General features: G+C 55.8%; 17 protein-coding genes. 12 read left to right on the top strand and 5 right to left on the bottom strand.

What is annotated here, in order from left to right; all coding sequences use genetic code 11:
• Window positions 1-82 precede the first annotated feature (82 nt).
• Window positions 83-277 (bottom strand): hypothetical protein, encoded by a 195-nt coding sequence (locus LQZ21_RS07570; protein ID WP_411043679.1) that lies wholly within the window; start codon window positions 275-277, stop codon window positions 83-85.
• Window positions 278-447: 170 nt separating this feature from the next.
• Between LQZ21_RS07570 and LQZ21_RS07565 the strand changes: the two genes are divergently transcribed.
• From LQZ21_RS07565 to LQZ21_RS07525, 9 genes are all read left to right on the top strand, one after another.
• A complete protein-coding gene (locus LQZ21_RS07565; RefSeq protein ID WP_411043678.1) occupies window positions 448-579 on the top strand; it encodes a hypothetical protein in 132 nt (43 codons plus the stop codon).
• Window positions 580-693: 114 nt separating this feature from the next.
• Window positions 694-2310, top strand: a complete 1617-nt coding sequence (locus LQZ21_RS07560; protein WP_411043677.1) for a sialate O-acetylesterase — start codon at window positions 694-696, stop codon at window positions 2308-2310.
• On the top strand, window positions 2294-3880 hold the full coding sequence (locus LQZ21_RS07555; protein ID WP_411043676.1) for an N-acyl-D-amino-acid deacylase family protein: 1587 nt from the start codon (window positions 2294-2296) through the stop codon (window positions 3878-3880). Before LQZ21_RS07560 ends, LQZ21_RS07555 begins: the two co-directional genes overlap by 17 nt.
• A 419-nt stretch (window positions 3881-4299) precedes the next feature.
• Complete coding sequence (locus LQZ21_RS07550) at window positions 4300-6000, top strand: GH3 auxin-responsive promoter family protein (protein ID WP_411043675.1); 1701 nt, start codon at window positions 4300-4302, stop codon at window positions 5998-6000.
• A 41-nt stretch (window positions 6001-6041) separates the two neighbouring features.
• Window positions 6042-6752, top strand: coding sequence for an HAD family hydrolase (locus tag LQZ21_RS07545; protein ID WP_411043674.1), 711 nt, complete (start codon window positions 6042-6044; stop codon window positions 6750-6752).
• A gap of 215 nt (window positions 6753-6967) precedes the next feature.
• Entirely contained in the window at window positions 6968-7219 is a 252-nt protein-coding gene (locus LQZ21_RS07540; protein WP_411043673.1) for a hypothetical protein, read from the top strand.
• 9 nt (window positions 7220-7228) lie between these two features.
• Window positions 7229-7477 (top strand): hypothetical protein, encoded by a 249-nt coding sequence (locus tag LQZ21_RS07535; RefSeq protein ID WP_411043672.1) that lies wholly within the window; start codon window positions 7229-7231, stop codon window positions 7475-7477.
• Between the two features lie 221 nt (window positions 7478-7698).
• Window positions 7699-7971 carry a UPF0175 family protein gene (locus tag LQZ21_RS07530; protein WP_411043671.1) on the top strand — a complete coding sequence of 91 codons (273 nt, stop codon included), beginning with the start codon at window positions 7699-7701 and terminating at the stop codon, window positions 7969-7971.
• Window positions 7955-8431 (top strand): PIN domain-containing protein, encoded by a 477-nt coding sequence (locus LQZ21_RS07525; RefSeq protein WP_411043670.1) that lies wholly within the window; start codon window positions 7955-7957, stop codon window positions 8429-8431. Before LQZ21_RS07530 ends, LQZ21_RS07525 begins: the two co-directional genes overlap by 17 nt.
• A 22-nt stretch (window positions 8432-8453) precedes the next feature.
• Here LQZ21_RS07525 and LQZ21_RS07520 read toward each other — a convergent pair whose 3' ends face one another.
• The 4 genes from LQZ21_RS07520 to LQZ21_RS07505 all read right to left on the bottom strand — a co-directional run bounded on the left by LQZ21_RS07520 (window position 8454) and on the right by LQZ21_RS07505 (window position 12558).
• Window positions 8454-8588, bottom strand: a complete 135-nt coding sequence (locus LQZ21_RS07520; RefSeq protein WP_411043669.1) for a hypothetical protein — start codon at window positions 8586-8588, stop codon at window positions 8454-8456.
• 254 nt (window positions 8589-8842) lie between these two features.
• A complete protein-coding gene (locus tag LQZ21_RS07515) occupies window positions 8843-9655 on the bottom strand; it encodes a lysophospholipid acyltransferase family protein (protein ID WP_411043668.1) in 813 nt (270 codons plus the stop codon).
• 27 nt (window positions 9656-9682) lie between these two features.
• On the bottom strand, window positions 9683-11548 hold the full coding sequence (locus LQZ21_RS07510; protein WP_411043667.1) for a TRAP transporter large permease subunit: 1866 nt from the start codon (window positions 11546-11548) through the stop codon (window positions 9683-9685).
• The gene (locus LQZ21_RS07505) at window positions 11548-12558 is read right to left on the bottom strand and encodes a TRAP transporter substrate-binding protein (protein ID WP_411043666.1); all 1011 of its coding nucleotides are present in this window, start codon (window positions 12556-12558) and stop codon (window positions 11548-11550) included. Before LQZ21_RS07505 ends, LQZ21_RS07510 begins: the two co-directional genes overlap by 1 nt.
• A 230-nt stretch (window positions 12559-12788) precedes the next feature.
• Here LQZ21_RS07505 and LQZ21_RS07500 point away from each other — a divergent pair, with 230 nt between their 5' ends.
• From LQZ21_RS07500 to LQZ21_RS07490, 3 genes are all read left to right on the top strand, one after another.
• Window positions 12789-18635, top strand: coding sequence for an alpha-2-macroglobulin family protein (locus tag LQZ21_RS07500; RefSeq protein ID WP_411043665.1), 5847 nt, complete (start codon window positions 12789-12791; stop codon window positions 18633-18635).
• Window positions 18632-19396, top strand: coding sequence for an RsmE family RNA methyltransferase (locus tag LQZ21_RS07495; protein ID WP_411043664.1), 765 nt, complete (start codon window positions 18632-18634; stop codon window positions 19394-19396). The genes LQZ21_RS07500 and LQZ21_RS07495 overlap by 4 nt, the downstream gene beginning before the upstream one ends.
• Window positions 19397-19945: 549 nt before the next feature.
• On the top strand, window positions 19946-20973 hold a 1028-nt coding region (locus LQZ21_RS07490; RefSeq protein ID WP_411043663.1), incomplete at its 3' end, for a hypothetical protein.

The raw sequence follows: 20973 nt of genomic DNA, 5'->3' as shown, positions 1-20973 counted from the left end.
AGAATTCAGGTATTAATTCCAGGATATTGGAGCAAAAGTTTGTGGTTAATTATGCCCCCTGTTCATGTCTAAACGCCCTATATCACCGTTGGTCGGCGTAAGCCGGTGCAGAGCCCTGGCTTCGGACAATCCCGGGGGTAGTTTTATCTTCCCCGGCAAGACAATTCCGGTCATATTCCCGCATATCGGCATCGCTGATTACCCCAATTTTATATAAACCTGCGGCTGTCTCGTGCAGAGAACCGAGAAAATCATTCCGATATTTTTTTTCGTCCATAACAAACCCGGTGAACCATGTATTCTTGAAGGTTCTCACTAATAAAGTATACCACCATCGGGAGGGATCGACAAGAACCATAATTACCAGCGGTAAACCCCGGCTGCCGGGGGATGAGGGCCGCTGGACGCGGTAGGACGGTCCGCTTGACCGGGGCTTATATTCCGAAAATGATATTGATCAAAGAAAAGAAACATGAAAGAATAAATCACAAGCGCCACTTGACCCTGCTGCTCTTCGATGATTCCGTATTTCGTCCTTTAGCCAAAAGCTTTGGGGAAGGCCCTGGTGATGAAAAATAGTAAAAGACTTGCAGCAGCCATTGCGCTGCTCATGAGTGTTGTCTCCTGCGGTATGGATGTAAATACTAAAGATAATCACCCTAAACGACTGATAGTGATAGGATATTTGCCGCCATGAAAGATGCCCTGACCCTGCCGGCTGTTTTTCAGAACCGGATGATCCTCCAGCGACAAAAGCCCATCCGGGTATGGGGTGCTGGGCCGCCGGGAAGCGTGGTAAAGGCCGTTCTGAACGGAGCGGAAGCCTCAAGTCCTATAGGGGAGAATGGCGCCTGGGAACTCCGCCTGCCGCCGATGGAGGCTTCTTCCGGCGGCGTCCTTGCCCTTTTCTGTGACCATGAGCCGGCAGGCGCCTTTACGGAAATCGCCGTGGGGGAGGTCTGGATAGCCGGCGGCCAATCCAACATGGAATTCGCCCTGTGTTACGAATACCGCCGCCAGGAGGTATTCCGCCGTGCTCCGGACCCGCTGCTCCGGTATTTCGAGGTTCCCAAGCAAAGCTGGAAGGGGCAGCGGGAAGGGGACCCCTTTACCGGGGGGGATTTTTCCCGCCAGGGGATCTGGCTTCAGTTTTCCCGGAAAAACGCCCCCCTGTTTTCAGCGGCGGCCTGCTATTTCGCGGCCCGGCTGCGGGAAAAACTGGGACTCCAGGTTCCGGTGGGGATCATCAGCTGCAACTGGAGCGGCAGCCCCGCCTTTGCCTGGATTGGGGAGGACGATTTGCGCTCCGACGGGGAACTTGCCCGCTTTTGGACCGAATACGACGACCGGATAAAAACCCAGGACCGTGAAGCCTACGAGCGGGCCTATACAAAGGCCCAGGCCGAGGGCCGGTCCCCCCTCATGCGTTATGCCTTTGATTTCTATATGTGGGGCAGGATACCTATATGGCTGGGGGACGCCCTGAAAAAAGTAAACCCCGGCTTTTTTGACCTCCAGCTTGAAGGCCCCCGGGACCCCTGGCGTCCCTGCGGGCTCTACGCCACCATGGTATCGACCATTGCCGCTTATACCTGCCGGGGGGTTATCTGGTATCAGGGCGAGGGGGACGATGTCCGCCCTGAATACTACGCCCGGCTGTTTGCCCTGGTCATCCGGTGCTGGCGGCGGGCCTGGGGGGAGGAACTCCCCTTTATCTTCGCCCAGCTTGCCGCTTTTGAGCGGGACCATTTTCAGCGGGGGGACAGCTTTCCCGAACTGCGCCGCCAGCAGGAACGGGCGGCGGATACCGTGCCCCATACCTGGATGGTTTGTACCATGGACCTGGGGGAGCGGTACAACATTCATCCGGGGAACAAGGGTCCGGTGGGGGAACGCCTCGCCGCGGCGGCCTTGGCAAATGTCTACGGTTTTGACGTACCCTGGCGTTCCCCCCGGGTACGGGGGATCCATCGCGGCGAAGACGGTTCCCTCAGGCTCCGCTTTGACGGCTGTGACGGTGGGATCCTCATCCGGGGGGGCCGGATCTGGGGCCTCCGGCTCTTGTCCCGGAACGCCGAGGTCCGGCGCTTTGCGGCCCATACCCAAGGGGACACCCTGGTTATCAAGCCCCGCGGGCTTGCGGGGCCGCCCATAGATGAAATACGCTACGCCGCGGAGCCCTACACCAAGGTGAACCTTTTTAACGCCGCGGGGTTCCCCGCCCTGCCCTTCTGTCTGAGCCTTGGGCCGGATTCCCGGTGGCGGCGGGAAAATGAGGTAGTGGAGGAAGATCATGGGACTACTAATTAAAAATGCGGAGATCTTTGACGGCCTGGATGAAAACGCCAAAACCGGTCATGTGCTGGTGGAGGGGGACCGGATCAGCGCCGTCCTTGACCGGGAACCCGCCGCTTATACCGGGGAAGTTCTGGATGCGGCGGGCCTTACCCTGAGCTCGGGCTTTATCGATACCCATTCCCACAATGATTTCTACGGGGTCCTGCCCAACGCGCAGAAATATATCCGGCCCTTCGTGGAACAGGGGATCACCACCCAGGTGGCGGGGAACTGCGGCTTCTCCACCGTGGGCATAGCCCCCGATACCCCCTACGGCAGGGACCTTTTCGCCTTTTTCGCACCCAATCCTGACTATCAACAGGTTGCCACCTTTGCGGGCTGGGCCGAGGCGGTGGACCGCTGCTCCCCGGTGAACATGGCCTGCCTTTGCGGCCACGGCACGATCCGTACCTCCCTGCGGGGGCTGGGTCCCGGCGCGTTAACCCCGGCGGAAGCCGGCGCCATGGAACGCCTGGTAGAAGGGGAACTGGAGGCGGGGGCCGCCGGGCTCTCCTACGGGCTGATGTACGATCCGGGCATGTACGGCGGCCCGGAGGAGCTGCTGGGGCTGGCAAAAATCGCCGCCCGGCACAACAAACCCATCACCTTTCACGCCCGGGCCCTCTCCCGGTTTTCCACCTCCTACCCGGAACTTTTCGGCAGGGCCCACAACCTCCGCGCCCTGGACGAAGTGCTGGAAATCGCCGAAAAATCCGGCGCCAAAACCCACCTGTCCCACGTGATCTTTGTGGGCAGAAACACCTGGAACACCCTGGACGAGACCATTTCCCTCATCGATGGGGCCAACCAGCGGGGCCTGGATCTGAGTTTCGACCTCTATCCCTTCGACTTTGGGGCCAGTACCATCACCGTCGCCCTGCCCGCTTGGTACCGGGGGCTCCCGCCGGAGGAAAAGCGGAAATTGCCGGTCCGGCTGCGCCTGCGGGCGGAGATCTTCGCCACGAGGAAGCTCCTGGGTTTCGGCTTTGACGACGTTCAGATCAGCTACGCCGGAGCCGCCCACAGCGAATATACGGGCAAGCGGATCAGCGAAATCGCCCGGGAAAAGGGAATCGGCGCCTTCGACGCCTATATCGCCGTAATAGACGAAACCGGCCCGGAAACCACGGTGATCATGTACAGTTACCTGAACGACCGGATCATCGACCTCCTCAGCCGGCACCCCAAGACCGCTTACATGACCGACGCCTGGATAACCGATGCGGGCATGCAGAACCCCGCCGCCTTCGGCGCCTTCCCCAAATTCCTCCGCCTCAGCCGGGAGGGGAAGGCGGAGACCCTGGGCAGGATGATCCGCAAAATGACCAGTCAGGCCGCCGAGCGCTTCGGCCTTAAAAACCGGGGCCGGGTAGCGCCGGGGTACTACGCCGATCTCGTACTCTTTAACCGGAACACCGTTGCCGAAAGCAGCGGCGAGCGCCCCCCCATCGGGCTGCCCCACGTGATCATCAACGGTGAATTCGCGGTCCGGGACGGGGTCTACCAGGGAAAATCCCCGGGCCGGGCCTTACCGGTGGCATAGTCCGGGGGCGGGCCGGAAATTCGGCATATTGGGGCTTTCCCCAAACTTCAGTTTCAAGAAAACCGCTGTTTTTTTGTAAAAAAAAGCTTTTTTTCGCTGATACGCGGTCCCATAATTGACTTTATGTGCAAATTTATACTATATTGTCTTTGAACGAAGTTGTTTCAGCGTCCGATGGTCCGGTGAAACCAAAAAATGGAAACGGCAGCGTTAGCTTTAGAAAGTTTCGTAATTCCTAATTCCTTATGGTATAAGAATTTAGGTTGAGAAATTTCAAAAAAGAAAAACAGAATTTGGTATGATGCCAAAAGACTTCCAAGGCGAGTGGTTTTAGAGAAGTACTGGTGTTATAAGAAATGCCCACGGGACAGAATGTGAAAACAGGTTCTGTTTATAGAAACAGAGCCATTGGAGGCTAAATGAAAGAACAACGGGTAAAAGGTTGGTGGTTTATCAAGTTTGCCCTAACGCTGGTCGGTAAAAAGGGAATTGCGGAGCTGGAAAGGGCGTCCAAAGATGCCATCAAAGCCCAGGATAAAACCTTACGGAGTTTTCTTACCGTGTCAAAGGATACGGTTTATGGAAAAGAACATCATTTTGAGGATATTTTGAAGGCTAAAGATTCGGAAGAGCTTTTCAAGCGTTACCGGGAGCTGGTGCCTATCAATGATTATGAGAACCTGCGGCCCTATATCGAGCGGCACAAAAACGGGGAGCCGGACATTCTATTCCCCGGAAAACCGAAAATGTACGCCACCACCAGCGGTACTACCAAAGAGCCCAAGTGGATCCCCATTACGGAACGGTACTATCAGGAAGTGTATAAAACCATGAATCAGCTCTGGTTTTACACCATGATCATGAACAAACCCAAGACCTTTTACGGAAAAACCCTTTCCATTGTGGGAAAGGCCATTGAGGGGGCCGCGCCGGACGGTACGGTATACGGCTCCATCTCCGGCATCTCCCAGCGGGACATTCCGTCATTTATGGATGTGCTCCACCCCGCCCCGGCGGATATTTTCCATATCCCCGATTACAAGGCCCGGTATTATGCCATCATGCGGATGGGGATTGAGCAGGATATCACCCTGATCATCACCGCCAATCCCAGTACCCTGATAGAAATGCAGAATAATGCCAATGAATTTTACGATGAATATGTGGAGGATATCGAAAAGGGGACCCTGAGCCGCCGTCTTCCCATTCCCGATGAAATCCGCGCTGTTCTGGAAAAGAAGATCAAGCCGAATCCCGAGCGGGCCGCGGAACTGCGGGCGTTAAAGGAAAAATACGGCACCGTACTTCCCAAATATTACTGGCCCCATATGCAGGTGGTAAACGTCTGGTTCTGCGGCAACACCAACATTTTCTTTGAAAAAATTAGGGATTCCTTCCCGGAAACCTGTGTGTTCCACGAGATGGGCTATTTTGCCACCGAATGCCGGTCCGGCATCGTCCTTAAAAGCAATTCCCCGGACACGGTTATCTTCGGTCATAAGATCTTCTTCGAATTTGTCCACGAATCGGAATTGGAAAGCGAAAATCCCCGGGTGTACCGGATGGACGAGGTAAAGAAGGGGGAACGGTACTGCATGATAGTCACCACCTCCGCGGGCCTGTACCGGTATAACATGAACGACCTGGTGGAGATTACCGGCTTTGTCAACCAGTTCCCCACCCTCAAGCTGATCCAGAAGGTGAACGGCACGATAAACATCACCGGCGAGAAACTCCACGAGCGGCAGTTTGTCGAGGCGGTTCATGCGGCGGAAAAAGACACCGGCAACCGGGTGGCCTTCTTTATCGGCTTTGCGGATACGTCCAAGGTAACCTACCGCTTCTATTATGAATTCGTCAACGCCGACATAACCCAGGAAAAGGCTGAAAATTTCACCCGGGTTTTGGATGAGTACCTCAAAAAATACAACATTGAGTATGAGACAAAACGTTCGTCCAATCGGCTTAAGGATCCGGAGACCGCCCGGCTCGTTAAGGAATCCTTTGAAAAATTCAAGGCCACCTGTATCGATAAAGGATACCGGGACGGCCAATTTAAGGTGAACCTCCTCATGCAGGATGAAAAACGTCATGCCATGTTCAAAGAACTGGTGCTCTAGGGGCTTGGCCTGTATCGGTAATTTTTTGCGAAGGCGCTGTATTGAATAACAAAAACAACTCCCCCGAAACCCTGATCCGGGGGGCGGGGGCTTTTATATTTGACCTTGACGGAACCCTCTATGATACCCATGGATTTGCCCGGCGGCTGGTCCTGGCCCAGCCCTGGGAGGGGTTTCTTATGCTGGCTGAACGCAGGATCCGGAAGGAGTTTGCCGGCGGCGATTACCTCTCCGGTGGGGCGTATTATGAGGAATTTTTTTCCCGGATGTCCCGTCGTACCGGAAAACCCGAGGATGAACTGCGGACCTGGTATTTTGACCGCTATATCCCCTTGATGTGCGGGGTACTCAAAAAGTATTATCGTTCCCGCCCGGGAGCCGCGGAGCTTTTTGGTTATTTGAATCAAAGATCCTTTCCGTTTGCGGTTTATTCGGATTATCCCCGGACGGCGGAGCGTTTGTCCTGCCTCGGTTTGGATCCGGCATCCGGGGCTAAACTCTACGGTCCCGAACACTTCGGCGCCCAAAAGCCCGCGGTCCGGCCTTTTTTGCACATTGCCCAGGATCTGGGCCATCCCCCGGACCGCATCCTGGTGATAGGCGACCGGGACGACACCGATGGCGCCGGGGCTGCCGCCGCCGGCATGGCCTATATCGGCATAAAAAACCGTAAGACCCAGGGGGTTTCCTCCCGATTAAGCTGGGAAGCCTTTATTACCCTGTTCCGGGAACAACTCGGCCAGCCCGGTTAGTTCTGATTCGAAAGGCGCTTTTCCCCAGGGGGCATTTTAAGAAATTTACCACGAAGGCGCAAAGTAGACCGCTATGCGGTCAATTAAATGAGAAGAAGGAAGGAAGAAGTTTGGGCAATTCGTACGCAAATCGCCCTCATTACTCATTGCTCATTAAAACGGTACTTGGTACGGGGCGCGTTGCAATAACGGAGATTTCCGCTTAAACTGTCTATATGTTTCCGAATATCGAATTCAATGAAGCGGCGTTTAAGCATGGTATAACGGAGCCAAATATTCGCTATGCTCTGTGGCATCCGCTTCATGAAGAACTGCTTGAAGCCTATAGAAACAAATGGCTTGTTGTCGGGTATGATACTGTCGGAAATTTGATTGAAGTCGGGTACAATATTATTGATGATGATACGGTTACTATTTTTCACGCTATGCCGTGCAGAAAGAAATTTATCAGTGAACTTAATTTATAGGAGGAAACTATGGCAAGAATGACCGAGGAAGAAGCAAACGCTTTAGATGAAGAAATTACCAATGCCGATATAACGCTTAAACCGGGTAAGGGTGGTATTTTTACCCGCCAGCGGGAATTGCTTGACGCTTTAGACCGGGCAAGTGCGGATTATATTATGACCCGCGCAATGGCAACAAATAAAATGCCCCTGCAAATTCTGGGCGAAATGGTTCATGAACAAATTATACAAAACACAGGGGTTCCCACACACGGCTAAGGCGAAGAAGTTTGAACAATTCGCTCCATCTCCTCATTACTCATTAAAAGTGTGCCTGGCACCAGTTTAACGGCGAAAATTCGCCGCCTGGGGTCTGTCCCCATATATAGCGTATTCTGGAGCTGCCGACACTAGGCAAATTTAGTGCCTGGCACCTTTGCGTTACCGTGCGTCCCCCCTTGACGAGAAAACGGCTCCCGTCTATCATTTTAAAGGTGATTATGGAGACGCTTACCATACCGGTACCAAAAAATTTCCTCGAAACCGTAAACATGGACAAGAGTACCGTGATAGAGATCATGCGTGGAGAATTTGCCTGCAAACTGTTTCGGGAGGGCGCCTTATCTCTTGAACAAGGGGCTGAATTTTGCGGCATAACCATTTATGAGTTCCTGGATATGTTATCCGCCGCAGGCATTCCTGTTATTAATTACTCCCCTAAGGAACTGGAAGAAGAAGTCGCCGGTTATTTAAAGCATGATAATCGTCTGTGATTGTTCTCCACTGGTTGCCCTGGCTTTATGCGATCAGCTTACCCTGTTAGACGCCCTGTTCAATAATGTCATTATCCCGGAAAATGTCTATGCGGAAGCGACGATAGCCGGTAAACCGGAAGCTGTTAAAATAGCCGCCTACGCTCAGGGAAAAGTCGTTAGAGCGGCTAATCCGCTCCCGGCGCAACTACAGGGGAATGTACTGGGGAAAGGCGAAACCGAAGCTATCGCCCTCTATTGGGAAAAGTCCGCCGATTACCTTCTGGTAGACGAAGACAAGGGCCGCCGCTTCGCCAAAACTAACGGTATCACCATCATTGGTTCTCTTGGTATCCTGCTTCTAGCCAAGGAGAAAAGCCTTATTACTTCCGTGAGACCTTTCATTCATATTCTCCGTGCCTCAAACATCCGCATTGCCGAGTTTCTCTATCAGAGCATACTCAGATTGGCAAAAGAATGAATATCCGCTCTGTGAATGACTTTCAGAACAAGGTACCAGGCACTCTTTTTTTCGATAAAAATTTATCCAGAAATTTGGTGCCAGGCACCTCCTGGGCGGTAAGGGATACGGCGCAGACGGCAAGCAGGGCGGCGGCAAAAAAGGATGATGTACGCATGGGGACCTCCTAAAAACGGTGTCTGGCACCAGTTTAGCCCTGTCCGGTGTTTTCTGTCAACAAATAAATTCGGAATTCGGAGTAAACGCATATGGTGTCAGTCATCGTTGGAACATTAAGAATGAAGCGGAAAAAGTGAAGAGTAGGATATTCTCTCTTCATCCTTCCTTCTTCGCCTTATTCTCATTTAATTGACCACATAGCGGTCTACTTGCGCCTTTGTGGTCGAATTCTCTTTCTTCCGGTCACAAGGACTAATCTCCCTCGCTGGGCCAGGGGTTATCCCGGATGCCTGCAAGTTCCACGATGGATTTGTGGCACTGGTTCCGCAGGAGGTTCACCGCTTCTTTCCGGGGCAGGGTAAGGTCCGGGAGGAGCGGTTCCCCTATCCGCAGGGTGATGAGGGGGTAGTTTTTTTTGAAAAGCCGGTAGAGCCCCCAGGCTGGGCGGTAAGAAAAGGCCATGGGGATGACGGGAAGCTGGTATTTATAGGCCATGGTAAACATGCCCTTCTTAAAGGGGCGGATCGGCTGGTAATAGGGCCAATTACTGCTTTCCGGGAAGACGTGGAACCATTTTTTCCTGGCGTGGAGCTCGTCAAAGGCCTGATTAAAATATTTGATCACATGGATATCCGTGGGAACCGGAATACCCCCCACCAGGCGGATGAGGTGCCGGTCGGGGCCGGAGATGTTTTCCTTCCATGCGGGAAAATACAAACGCCGGAACCGAATGGCCTTGAGGATGCATAAAAAATCCCAGCGCAGCATGTGGTTTGATACGGTAAGGGCCCCGTTACGGAACAGGGCCCGGTATTTTTTTAGGATATTCCGGCCTTCAATTTTGAGCCCGAACCGAATGGGTAAAAGGAAAAAAACCAGGGTAAAAATTCCCAGGTAGATCAGGGCGCTGCGAATCCTGAAGCCCAGGGATTTGTCCAAAAAGGGGTAGTGTTCATCCAGGATTACCTCCACCTCTTTGGGCCCGAGGATCAGGTGTTCGTCAGGGCGGGCAGGGTAAACCAAATTGAGACAGGGAACATAGGGAACATCGTCAGGGTTTTTCATAGCCGCTCCATGAGCCCCCTCGGGCCCTCAATATAGTTTGGTAAGATAGGTTGAAAGCACCGGTATATAGGTAACGATGAGGACCACCCCCAACTGGATGAGGAGGAAGGGTAAAACATACCGGGCAATTTCCACATAGGGTTTCCTAAACCGGTAACTCGCCAGGAAAAGGTTCATTCCCACCGGCGGCGTCAGGAAGCCCGCCTCCAAATTAATCAGAAAGATAATCCCCAAATGAACCGGGTCTATTCCATAGGCCATGCCCAGGGGCGAAATCAGGGGCAGTATAATCAGAATAGCGGAAAAAATGTCGATCAAACAGCCGACCACCAGCAGGGACAGGTTGAGGATGAGCAGAAAGAGGTACTTTGAGGAAATGGCGCTTTGGAGCCACCGGGCGAACCGTTCCGGCCCCTGGGTATCCACAATGTAGTAGGAGAGGGCCTGGGACAGGGCGAGGATGGAGAGGATGCCCCCGATGATGGGAATGGCCTTGGTGAATACCCGCTTTATTTCCGACAACTTAATATCCCGAAAAATAAAGACCTCCACCACAAAAACATAGATCACCGCCGCTGAGCCGATCTCCACCAGGGAGAGCACACCGGAAAAATACCCCAGCACCAGTAAGAAGGGCAGCAGGATCTCCAGGGATGATGCTTTCAGGGCCGCCCCGGCTTTTTCGAGGCGAAAGGGTTCCAGGGGAATTTTGGTTTTAACCGAAAAAACAATCCCCACCAGGATCATCGCCCCGACCAAAATAATGCCCGGGATGATGCCCCCCAGGAAGAGGTGGATCGTGTTGGTCCTGGTGGCGGCCCCTACCAGGATCAGGGGCAGGCTGGGGGGAAAGAGGAGGCCGATACTGCCCGAGGCGGTGAGGAGCCCGATGGAAAATTTTGGCGGATAGGGGGCATTTTCCGAAAGCACCGTGTAGAGGATGCCCCCCAGGGCGAGGATAGTCACCCCCGAAGCGCCGGTAAAGGAGGTGAAAAAGGCGCACATACACACCGCCGCGATGATGACCCCCCCGGGAAGCCAGCCGAAGAGGCTTTTGAAGGTCAGCATCAGCCGTTCCCCGGCCTTGCTCTCGGACAGGAAAAAGCCCGCCAGGGTAAAGAGGGGAATGGCGACAAAGCTGTTTTGGGTGAGGGCCGTGTAGATCTGATTGGCGACCACGTCTATTTCTCCCCCGGCGCCCTGGATGAGGATCAGTGCCGCGGCCCCGATGACCACAAACAGGGGGGTCCCCAAAAAAGCCGCCAGGATGATGAGGATCAATGCCGGGGTTTTGAGGTACCAGGCCAGGGTAAAAAAAGCGTCATTTATCGTGTAGGCAAACTCCGGAATGTCAAAACCCCAGAGGAACTTAAAAATCATCGGCAGGGAAAGAATTGTCCCTAAAAGAACAGCCAGCACCGCAAGGAACCGGGCCTTTCCCCGCAGGGGGGTAAGACGGGCAAACCGGAAGGCCATCACCGCGTACCCCAGGGGCATCACCAGGGCAAAAACCTGGTCCGGAATAAACCCGATAAGCTGCGGGGGGGAAAGGTAAATTTTGACAAAAGAAAGCGAACACCAGGCAAAAATTGTTACCACCATGGCCGATAAGAGCCCGGAACCAATGGCAAAGATGCTTTTGAATTTTTCATTGGAACTAAACTGCAAGAGTCCGATGGAAAGATGATCCCCCACCTTGGTGGTATGCATCCCCGAAAAAAGCCCCAGACACAATAAAAAATGTATGATAAGCCCCGGGGATGCGGGTACCCGGGAATGAAAAAACACCCTAAGAACGGTTTCCGCCGCGGGCAGCAGGATCAGACAGCTCAGGGAAACATACCCAAGCCCCTGCTCAAGGTTCCATAAAAAGGATCTTGTTTTTCCCAGCATTAACGTCCGCCCCGGTGAGCCCTGAGCAGGGCTTCAATTTTTTCGTATAGCTCCCGGTTAAAGGTATTTCCCAATAGGGAAGGAATCGCCCGGTTCATATCATCGTACCAGAGCTGTTCCTGGGCCGGGCTTACTTCGTTAATTTTAAGGCCGTAATTTTTCATGGTGGAGATGGCGCTGGTCTCAAGCTGCTGAATAGAGGTATCCAGTTCCGTCTCCAGCCGTTTGGCAATCCGCAGCAGGGCCGGTTTATGTTTTTCCGGGATGGAACGCCATGCGGCCTGGTTCATGACGATACCTCCCATAAAGGGGGCAATATTAATAGAAGCCATGTTTTTTGCCACCCCGAAGATCTGCAGCCCCCCCACGTTAATCGGGCTTTGATACACCACGTCTATCATTCCGCCGTTAAGGTATACCAGGGCCTGGTTCATGGCGACCGGAACCATCTGATAGCCCATGGCCTTAAAGGCATCCATCAATGCCGGTTCCTGTTCGCTGGTCCCCAATTTTTGGCGCCGCAGATCCGTGGGGGTAAAAATCGGTTGTTTGGAGAAGAACCTGACCCAGCCCGCCTTTGACCAGGCCAGGGTAAAAAACCCCTCCCGGTTGATCCGCGCTTCCAGATCCGGCTTTAGGTTATTCAGCACCAGGTCCAGTTCCTCGTTGTTCCTGATAAGAAAAGGACAGCTCAGGGTCATAATTGCGTGATCCGGCGTGATGGCATTAAGGCCGAAGGAGCTTAAAATTGCCGCCTGGATCTGGTTTCCCTTGAGTTTACGGAGTACATCTCCCTCGGCCCCTGCCACCCCGTTATGATAAACCATCAGTTCCACTTCGCCGTTAGACGCGGTCCGCCATTCCGCGGCCATCCGGTTCAAAGCCGCCCCCCAGGGGGTGTTTTCGGGAACCAGCGATGCCAGCTTAATGGTGATCCGCCGCTGGGCGTGGGCCGGATCAGGAACGAGGAGTCCGCAAAAAACAAAACAAAAAAGTAAGAATCGGCTCATGGGTTTCATTATCTCTCCTATTTATTTTATATATACTATTTTTACTAGTAAAAGGAAGTTATTTCAAAATCTTAGTTCTGAAACCGGTTCAAGTATACCACTTTTAAAATTCTCATTCAATGAATATACTCATTTAAGTGTAGCATAATAGGGGGATCTGTCAATTAAGCCGGTTCCGGAATCGGTTGTTTTGTTACCAAAGCCTTTCCCCAGTATGTTCGGGGGCATATATGCGTTTAATAAAATTCGGTCTTTTGCTGGTGATTTCTCTGGCCCTCGGCGCCTGTAAGCGCCAGGACCCGGCCCGGTCCATGACGGTGTTTTCCGGTTCCGCCATGGCGCCGGGAATGGCCGTGGCGGACCTGGCGGATTACCGGATCGCCTATTACGAGGCCGCGGCCTGGACGGAAGAAGAAATCGCCGGCGGGACCATCACGGAAAGTGATGAACCCTTCAGAATGGCCGATTATGGGCCCCGGGGAGAACTGCCCCAGGAGATACACCGGGCCGCAATTTATGTGGTTTTTTCCCAGCCCGTGGTTCCCCTGGCAAAGCTGGGGGAGCCCCTGGGGCCGGAGGCGGCCGATGGGCTTTTTACGATAGACCCGCCCCTGGAGGGGGTATACCGCTGGTATGGGTCCAGACTCCTCTCCTTTGAGCCGGCTGCGGAAAACCTCCCCCAGCGGCGCTATACGGTTACCCTCTCGGACACCCTGCGATCCCTGGGGGGAAAGTCCCTGGAGGGGGGAAAAAGTTTTTCTTTTGAAACTGAAAGGCTTTCGGTTTTGTCCTGTTCCCTGGGAGACGGGGATGGTTATGTCAGTCCCCGGGACGCCCCCCCGGAGGAGGCACGGAATATCGCCCTGATCTTCTCGTATCCGGTGAACCTCGCGGAGATAGGCCGCTGGCTGGAGCTTCGCGCCGAAGGCAAAACCCTGCCGTTTCGGGTGGGCCGGCCCGCCAAGGTTGAGGGCCGGGACCTGGTTCCGGAACAGGGGGTCCTGGTGACCCTGAACGAGGCCCTCCCCATGGACACCGAGGTAAACCTCACGGTTCTGGCCGGGGCCCGGTCGGAACCGGGGTGGCTTGGCTCCAAGGAGGACTGGAATTTCACCTTTCACACCCTGCTCCCCTTTAGGTTTGACGATAGTTATGTCCGTTCCTCCGCTTCTTCCCGGGCCGGTGAGGGGGATTCCATCTCCATAACCCTCACCTTCAGTCACCCCGTGGATCCCGCGGGGGCGGAACGCTATTTTTCGATAGCGGGGATGCCCCCGGCCCAACGGGAAAATGTCCAGGTTTACGGCACGTCGGTGGTACTAAACGGCTTTCCCCTGGAGTACCGCCATGATTACCGGGTCCGGATCTCGGCGGAGCTCAGGGACCTTTGGGGAAGGCCCCTGGGAACGGCCGAACCGGTCCTGGTCCAGGTGGGGGAGGCCGCAAGTTATGTATATACCCGAAACTCCGGTCCCCGGATGTTGGAAGGGGCTTTTCCCCCCCGGGTGGTATGGGAGGCCCAGAACCCCCTGTCCCTGCGTTTCCTTTCCCGCGCCGCCGCGGGTCCCTATGAGCGTATTCCTCCGGGGGCCCTGAAAGCCCTGGATCTTTCGGCGTTTCCCGCCAATTCCCGGCGGTTTTTTATGGAGGACCTTGCCCCCTACCTGGGACCCGGGGGGCGGGGCAGCGTGGCCATGGGCTGGGATTATCAGGCCCGATCCTCCTGGGGGGAACGGGAGGTGTACCGGAGCCAGGAATGGCTGACGGTCCAGGTAACCGATATCGGTATCACGGTCCGCTACGGGTATAACAAGGTCCTGGTCTGGGCCACCCGGCTTTCCACCGGGGAACCCGTTGCCGGGGCCCGGGTGGAACTCCTGGAGGGAACCAGCCTGGTCCGGGAGGGCCGTACCGATGCCCAGGGGCTGGGGATTTTTGAATTCCCCGACGGGGCCTTTGTGGCCCAGTTCACCCAGCCCACAAGCTCCCTCCAGCGGAACGGGACCGTGGGAAAGGGCTTTCGTATCCGGGTGAGCCAAGATGGCGGGGCCCGGGCCGGGGGGGACGAGGTTGAATTCATCCCCAATGACAGCCATAATTTGTGGCGTTTTGACCTGGAATCCGTGGCCACTCCCTTTACCGTGGAGGACCCCCGGCCGGTGATCCTCCTTTTTACCGACCGGGGCATCTACCGGCCCGGGGAGACCGTCACCTTTCGGGGCATAGACCGGACCCTGAACCGGGGCCGTTTTGCGGCATACCAGGGGCCCTATGCTATCGAGGTAAGTACCGGCGCTTACCAGGCCCCGGTGATCGCCGCCATGCAGGGGGTAAGTTCCCCCAACGGGGGGAGCCACGGTTCCTTTACCCTCCCCCCGGACCTGGACCCCGGGGTATACTCCATTCGGTACAAACGGGGGGATGCCGTTAACATCACCTCCTTTACGGTCGCGAATTTTGAGCGGACCCGGTTTGCCCTTTCCCTGACCTTCCCGGATTTACTTTTTTATGCCGGTGAAGCCCTGTCCGCCCGGATTTCCGCGGCCTATCTCGCCGGGGGGGGGCTTTCGGGGGCGGCCTACTCCTGGTATTGGACCAGGGAGCCCCTGAACTTTAATCCCGGCGGGGACTGGTCCTATTGGCGTTTCGGCCCGGAACTTTCCGACAACCGTTCCTTTGTGAGCCAGGGAGAGGGGACCCTGGGGCCGGACGGAAGCGCCGATATAAGCCAGGTCCCCCTTTCGGAGGGGATCGAAGGGGCGCCCTATCAATACCGGCTGGAAGCCACGGTGCAGGACGCTGCCCGGCAGGAGATCGCTGGCCGGGGCAGTATCATGGTCCACCCCGCCTCTTTCTACATCGCCGCCCGGCTGGACCAGGGCGCCAGCCCCAATCCCGCCGTCCCTTCCGCCTGGTTCCTGTCCGCGGGAAGCCCCTCGGTGATAAGCTGGGCCCTGCTCTCCCCGGAGGGGGAACCTTACCGGGGGCCGGAAAACTGGCAGGGGGAGCTTAGCTACGAGTTGGTGCGGTACGAGTGGAAACAGGCCCGCCAGGCCGGAGTGGGGGGCCGGGTGAACCTCCTTTGGGAACGGGTTGAGACCGTGGAGGAGGGGGGAACCCTGGAACTCCGGGCCGGAGGCCGGGAGGGCCTTGCCGGTACCCGGACCGTTACCCCCGCCCAAAGCGGGCAGTGGGAACTCCGCCTGCGGAGCCGGGACCCCCGGGGCCGGCCCGTGGTAACCCGGTTCGGGTTTTATGTTTCCGGCGTGGGCTGGGTCCGCTGGGGGGCGGACGATGTGGACAGCATCACCCTTACCCCGGATAAACCCAGTTATGCCCCGGGGGAAACCGCCCGGCTCCTGGTCCGATCCCCCCTTCCCCGGGGGAAATACCTCCTTACCCTGGAACGGGAGGGGATCCTCTCGGAAAAAATTATTGAGATGGATGGTTCCGCCCGGACCATTGCTGTTTCCATCGACGAAACCCAGGTTCCTCTGGTGTATGTGGTCCTTTCATCCTATACGATCCGGTCCGGGCCCCCGGAAAACAGCTACTATGAACCGGATCTGGATAAACCCAAGGGGGTTTTTGGGCTGATTGCCCTGCGGGTGGATAATAAAAGCCGTCAGTATGCCATTGAAATAAGCAACGGCAAGGGGGTTTACTCCCCGGCGGAGGAAGTGGAACTGCGCCTTGCGGTACGTCAAAACGGCCGGCCTGTTCCGGGGGCGGAATTGACCTTTATGGCGGTGGACCGGGGGGTGGTGGACCTCATTGATTACCACGTCCCGGACCCTCTGGCTTATTTTTACGATCCCGGGAACTTTCCCCTGGGGGTACGGGGGGCGGACAGCCGTTCCCTGCTTATTGATCCCGTTACCTACGCCCTCTCCGATCTCCAGGGAGGGGATGCCGACGATGATGGCAAGCTGGATGAACGGATGGATTTCAGGGCCACCGCTGTTTTTGAACCGGCCCTGATCACCGGCCCCGACGGAACGGTAACGGTGAAATTCAAACTCCCCGACTCCCTAACCACCTACCGGTGTACTGCGGTGGCCGCGGGGCTGGATGCCTTTGGCATTGAAGAGCAGGACCTGCAGGTAAGCGCCCCCCTCACCGCCCTGACCGCCCTGCCCCGGAAACTCCGGTGGCGGGATACGGGACAGGTGTCCCTGATCTTAACCAATCTGGAACAGGAGACGGTGAAAGCCGAGGTTTCCCTGGAAATTGAGGGTATGGAGGGGGTGCTGGTGGTGGATGGCGGGGATAGCAAAACCCTGACCATAAAACCCGGGGCATCCGCGGAGGCGCCCTTCCGGGTTGCCGCCATTGGTTCCGGAACGGCCCGGCTGGTATTCACCCTTCGTTCCCCCCAGGTGAACGAGCGGATCATCCGCAATCTTACCGTGGACCGGCCAATACTCTACGAGACCGTAACCACCATGGGGAATTTGGGGGATGAGGCTCCCTTTATGGAGGAGGGAGTGGTCCTTCCCTCGGTAATTCCCGAAGGTACCGGTTCCCTTTCGATTTCCTTGTCCGTTTCCCGGCTTGCCCTGTTAAAGGAGGCGGTGGCTTACCTGCTGGAATACCCCTACGGCTGCCTGGAACAACGTACCGCCCGGCTCCTTCCCCTGATAAGTTTTGCGGACCACCTGGAGGCGTTTGATCTGGCCAGCCCCGTGGAGAATCCAAAGGAACTTATTGAGCACGAACTGGCGGAGCTTGCCAAAAATAAACTCAGCGACGGGTCCTATCCCTATTGGCCCGGGGGCCGGACCGGCAATTATTATGTTACCCTCCGGGTGGCGCATATCGCCGCCCTGGCCAAAGCCAAGGGCTATGCCCTTCCTCCTTCCCTGGAAATACCAAAACTCCTTACCTATTTGAGTTCCTCTGATTATGCCCGGCAGTATGCCCTGCGGGATCCCTTCCTTTGGGGCTATGCCCTGTGGATCCGGGCCAAACACGGGGAACAGATCGGCGGGGAGTTGAGTGGTTTTTTGAGCCGGGGAGATGCGGCGGGGATATCCGGCTGGGCCTTTGCGGGGCTTGCGGCCCTGGAATTGGGGATGCGGGATTTTGCCCTTTCCACCCGGGACCGGATTCGGCGTTTTATCCGGCCGGGGACCCGGACCCTGGATCTGGCTGATACCTATGAGCGGGGGGCCAACATCTGGGGCTATGATACGGATCGGTATGCCCTGGCCCTGATGCTCTACCAGGCGTTGAGTCCCCGGGACGATATGACCACCCGGCTGGCCGGGGCCCTGTTGGAACGGCAGCGCCGGGGGATATGGTCTAACACGGCCTCCTCATACTGGGCGGTTCTCGCCTTTGGGCAGGTGGCCGACGAGGAGGCAAAAACCGTCGTCAACCTAAGGGCCCGCCTTTCCCTGGGGGACGCCCCGCTTTTTTCCGGGGCATTCACCTCCTACGGCGGTACTCCCCTGTTCCGGTTTTTCCCCTTTACCGGGGAGATCCTCCGGGACCTCCCCCGGGACAGCCTCCTCCCCCTGCGGATAGCGCGGGAGGGTTCCGGCGTCCTTTATTACACGGCGAGCCTCCGCTACGGCGTTCCCACGGAACTGGCCCGGCCCCGGGATGAGGGCCTCTCGGTGTTTACCGAAACCTTTGACGCCGGGGGTGAGGCGGTCCGGGACGGGCGGCTCATCCCCGGCAAAACCTATACCCGCCGGGTACTGATCTCCAGCCCGCGGGACCGGACCTTTGTGGCCCTTAGGATACCGGTGCCTTCCGGGGCGGAAATAGTGGACGCCCTCCTGGTAACCAGCGCCACGGTTCCCCCTGACCCGGATGAGGAGGAGCCGCCGGAAACCGGCCGTTTCGCGGACTATGAGCCCTGGCAGGACCCCCGGCCCATACGGTTCATCCTGGACGATGAGGTCCGGTTTCATTGGGATTATTTTTCCCAGGGAAAAGCGGAGGTGGAATTCCGGTTCCGGGCGGTGATGCCCGGTGTATATCCGACCCCTCCGGCCCAGGCGGAATGTATGTACGAGGAGGAGGTCTTCGGCCGCGGAGCCGGGGAGCTGGTACGGATAGGGACGTGAATATCATCCTCTTTGAAGATCACGAAATCACCCGGCCCCTTCCCCGGCGGGACCCCCGGACCCTCCACCTGCTCAAGGTCCTCCGCAAAAAAACCGGGGACACCTTTGACGCCGGGGTCCTGGAGGGCAAGCTGGGCCGGGGCCGGATCGAAGCCCTGGAGCCCGACGGGTCCCTTTGGTTTTCCCTGGACCTTGGGGAGCCGCCGCCTCCGCGGGTTCCCATCCGGGTGGCGGTGGGCTTTCCCCGGCCCATACAACTCAGGCGGCTCCTGCGGGATCTTTCCAACCTGGGGATAGCGGCGGCGGATCTTTTGGGAACCGACCGGGGGGAAAAGAGTTACCGGGATACCAAACTGCTGGTTGACGGCGGTGCCCGGGCGGCCCTGGTCGAGGGGGCGGTTCAGGCCCGGGATACGGGGCTCCCCCGGCTTTCGGTCTACCCCAGCCTGGATGCCTGGCTCGCTGAAAAGCCCTGGGCGTCGTCCGCCGCTGAACCGGGAGCGGCCCCCGTATCCGCCGGTCCCCTCCTCGTGGCCGCGGACAATGTCCGCCCGGAGGGTTCCCTGGCCCGGTTCCCCGCCGCAAACCGGGCCTTTGTTTTGACCATAGGTCCGGAACGGGGCTGGTCTGACCGGGAGCGGCAGATCTTTGCGGCGGCGGGTTTTACCCGGCTCTCCCTGGGCCCCCGGGCGCTGCGTACCGAAACCGCCTGTACCGCGGCGCTTATTTTAGCTATGGAAAAAATAGGGGCCCTGGGATAAGATAGGTTCCACGGCTTTATAGTGAAAGGCTAAGACAGGATATGCCTAAAGAAATTTAACCACGAACCAACACGAACCACCCGAACAAAGAGAAGTTAGGAATAGGATATTGGGTACAGGATACTGTTTCGATACATTACTTACCAACAAAAATGTAACTTTCAAATGAAAAGTTCGTGGTTTTATTAGTATTTTTAGCCTTTGCAATCTACGAGTTTTGAAAATGCCGTGTTTTTTTTAAATTTTTTGTGGAAAAACATGAATTTTTTGCCGAAATGTGATATAATAGTTAGTATACCTCCATACTATGGGAGGGTGGTCCGATTATACCGTATCAACGAAGGAGGAAGCCATGACCCATGACCCCTATGCTTTAACTCCCCGGCCTCTTTCCATTTTCTGTTATTCATTCTCCAATAAGCCGGTTTCAAAACGCGGTTAGTTTTAAACCGGCTTTAGAAAACGTGGTTCTATACCCCGTGGGTATAGTATGACCGCTCGTTTGTCCTGTCCGGGATCTTCCCGGCTACACATTTTTAGGAGGAATTTATGTTAAAAAAGAGTCTGTTTTGGAAAGTTTTGGGAACCCTGCTGATCCTATTCCTGATATTCTCAGCCTGCTCCACAGGCACCGGGGGGAGTACGAAGCTCACCGACACAGGGGATGGGACTGGGGATGGAGATGGCGGAGGAGGAAACCAATCGAACCCAAAAACAGTGGACCTCAGTACTAATACCTCTTACAATGCTACACAATTGAACAACGACTTAAGTAGTACCTCCACTTATACGGAAGTAATCCTAAAAGCCGATAGTTATATCACAAGACAACTGGACGGTCCCCTGACGATTTCTACCAATAAAACCCTTAGGCTTGAGAGTGTAGGACTTATAGTTCCTGCTAGTAAAACGGCTACTATAGCGGGCAACGTTGATGTTTACACGAATGGTAAATTCTTACTGTCTCAGGGGACCTGTGAAAATACCGGTACGATTACCGTCTACCGTAGCGGAGAATTCTTGCTGAACCAGGGGAGTTTTACAAACAAAGGCAATATTGACGTTAACGCTAGCGGCCTATTGTCGCTGACTAATGGGATCTTTACCAATCTAAGTGGTGGTACGCTTACCGTTAATAGCGGCGGTGAATTCGTGTTGGACACGGTGTCCGGAACAAATGAAGGCAGGATCATCATTAAGAGTGGCGCCACGACAAGAAGTAAGAATGGCAGCAGCCTTGTAGGAAGTGGGCTTACCGTCGTGGAACGGGGCGGTAAGGCGTATCTGTATCCAGGCGGAACCGAAACCCTTTACGTTGGCGCTGAAGCCGCCGCGGTATTTCAGATTGTAAGCGGTACCTTCTCCTTCAACAATACGAAGTTTGTCCTGGATGGTACCGGAAACGCAAACGGACGATCGGGCGGTTATGAAATTTCTTCGACGCAACACTTGGAGATTACCCCCGGAAGTGTACTTACGGTTCCTGCTGGCTCTACACTGGGCATAAGCACGAGGTCTTCTTCCTCCCCCCATGGAATAATAGAAGCACCAGACGTATCAGGTACAACACGCGCTCG

The sequence above is a fragment of the Treponema sp. TIM-1 genome, assembly GCF_046533115.1.
GTDB lineage: Bacteria > Spirochaetota > Spirochaetia > Treponematales > Breznakiellaceae > JAIRMO01.
This window is presented reverse-complemented; position numbering and strand designations above follow the sequence as displayed.

Bases quoted from the DNA above. Each gene is read 5' to 3' on its own strand.
- LQZ21_RS07535 (WP_411043672.1), top strand. From the start codon at position 7,229: ATGGCAAGAATGACCGAGGAAGAAGCAAACGCTTTAGATGAAGAAATT.
- LQZ21_RS07500 (WP_411043665.1), top strand. From the start codon at position 12,789: ATGCGTTTAATAAAATTCGGTCTTTTGCTGGTGATTTCTCTGGCCCTC.
- LQZ21_RS07515 (WP_411043668.1), bottom strand. From the start codon at position 9,655: ATGAAAAACCCTGACGATGTTCCCTATGTTCCCTGTCTCAATTTGGTT.
- LQZ21_RS07570 (WP_411043679.1), bottom strand. From the start codon at position 277: ATGGACGAAAAAAAATATCGGAATGATTTTCTCGGTTCTCTGCACGAG.
- LQZ21_RS07560 (WP_411043677.1), top strand. From the start codon at position 694: ATGAAAGATGCCCTGACCCTGCCGGCTGTTTTTCAGAACCGGATGATC.
- LQZ21_RS07525 (WP_411043670.1), top strand. From the start codon at position 7,955: ATGATAATCGTCTGTGATTGTTCTCCACTGGTTGCCCTGGCTTTATGC.
- LQZ21_RS07510 (WP_411043667.1), bottom strand. From the start codon at position 11,548: ATGCTGGGAAAAACAAGATCCTTTTTATGGAACCTTGAGCAGGGGCTT.
- LQZ21_RS07520 (WP_411043669.1), bottom strand. From the start codon at position 8,588: ATGCGTACATCATCCTTTTTTGCCGCCGCCCTGCTTGCCGTCTGCGCC.
- LQZ21_RS07540 (WP_411043673.1), top strand. From the start codon at position 6,968: ATGTTTCCGAATATCGAATTCAATGAAGCGGCGTTTAAGCATGGTATA.
- LQZ21_RS07565 (WP_411043678.1), top strand. From the start codon at position 448: ATGATATTGATCAAAGAAAAGAAACATGAAAGAATAAATCACAAGCGC.
- LQZ21_RS07530 (WP_411043671.1), top strand. From the start codon at position 7,699: ATGGAGACGCTTACCATACCGGTACCAAAAAATTTCCTCGAAACCGTA.
- LQZ21_RS07505 (WP_411043666.1), bottom strand. From the start codon at position 12,558: ATGAGCCGATTCTTACTTTTTTGTTTTGTTTTTTGCGGACTCCTCGTT.
- LQZ21_RS07550 (WP_411043675.1), top strand. From the start codon at position 4,300: ATGAAAGAACAACGGGTAAAAGGTTGGTGGTTTATCAAGTTTGCCCTA.
- LQZ21_RS07555 (WP_411043676.1), top strand. From the start codon at position 2,294: ATGGGACTACTAATTAAAAATGCGGAGATCTTTGACGGCCTGGATGAA.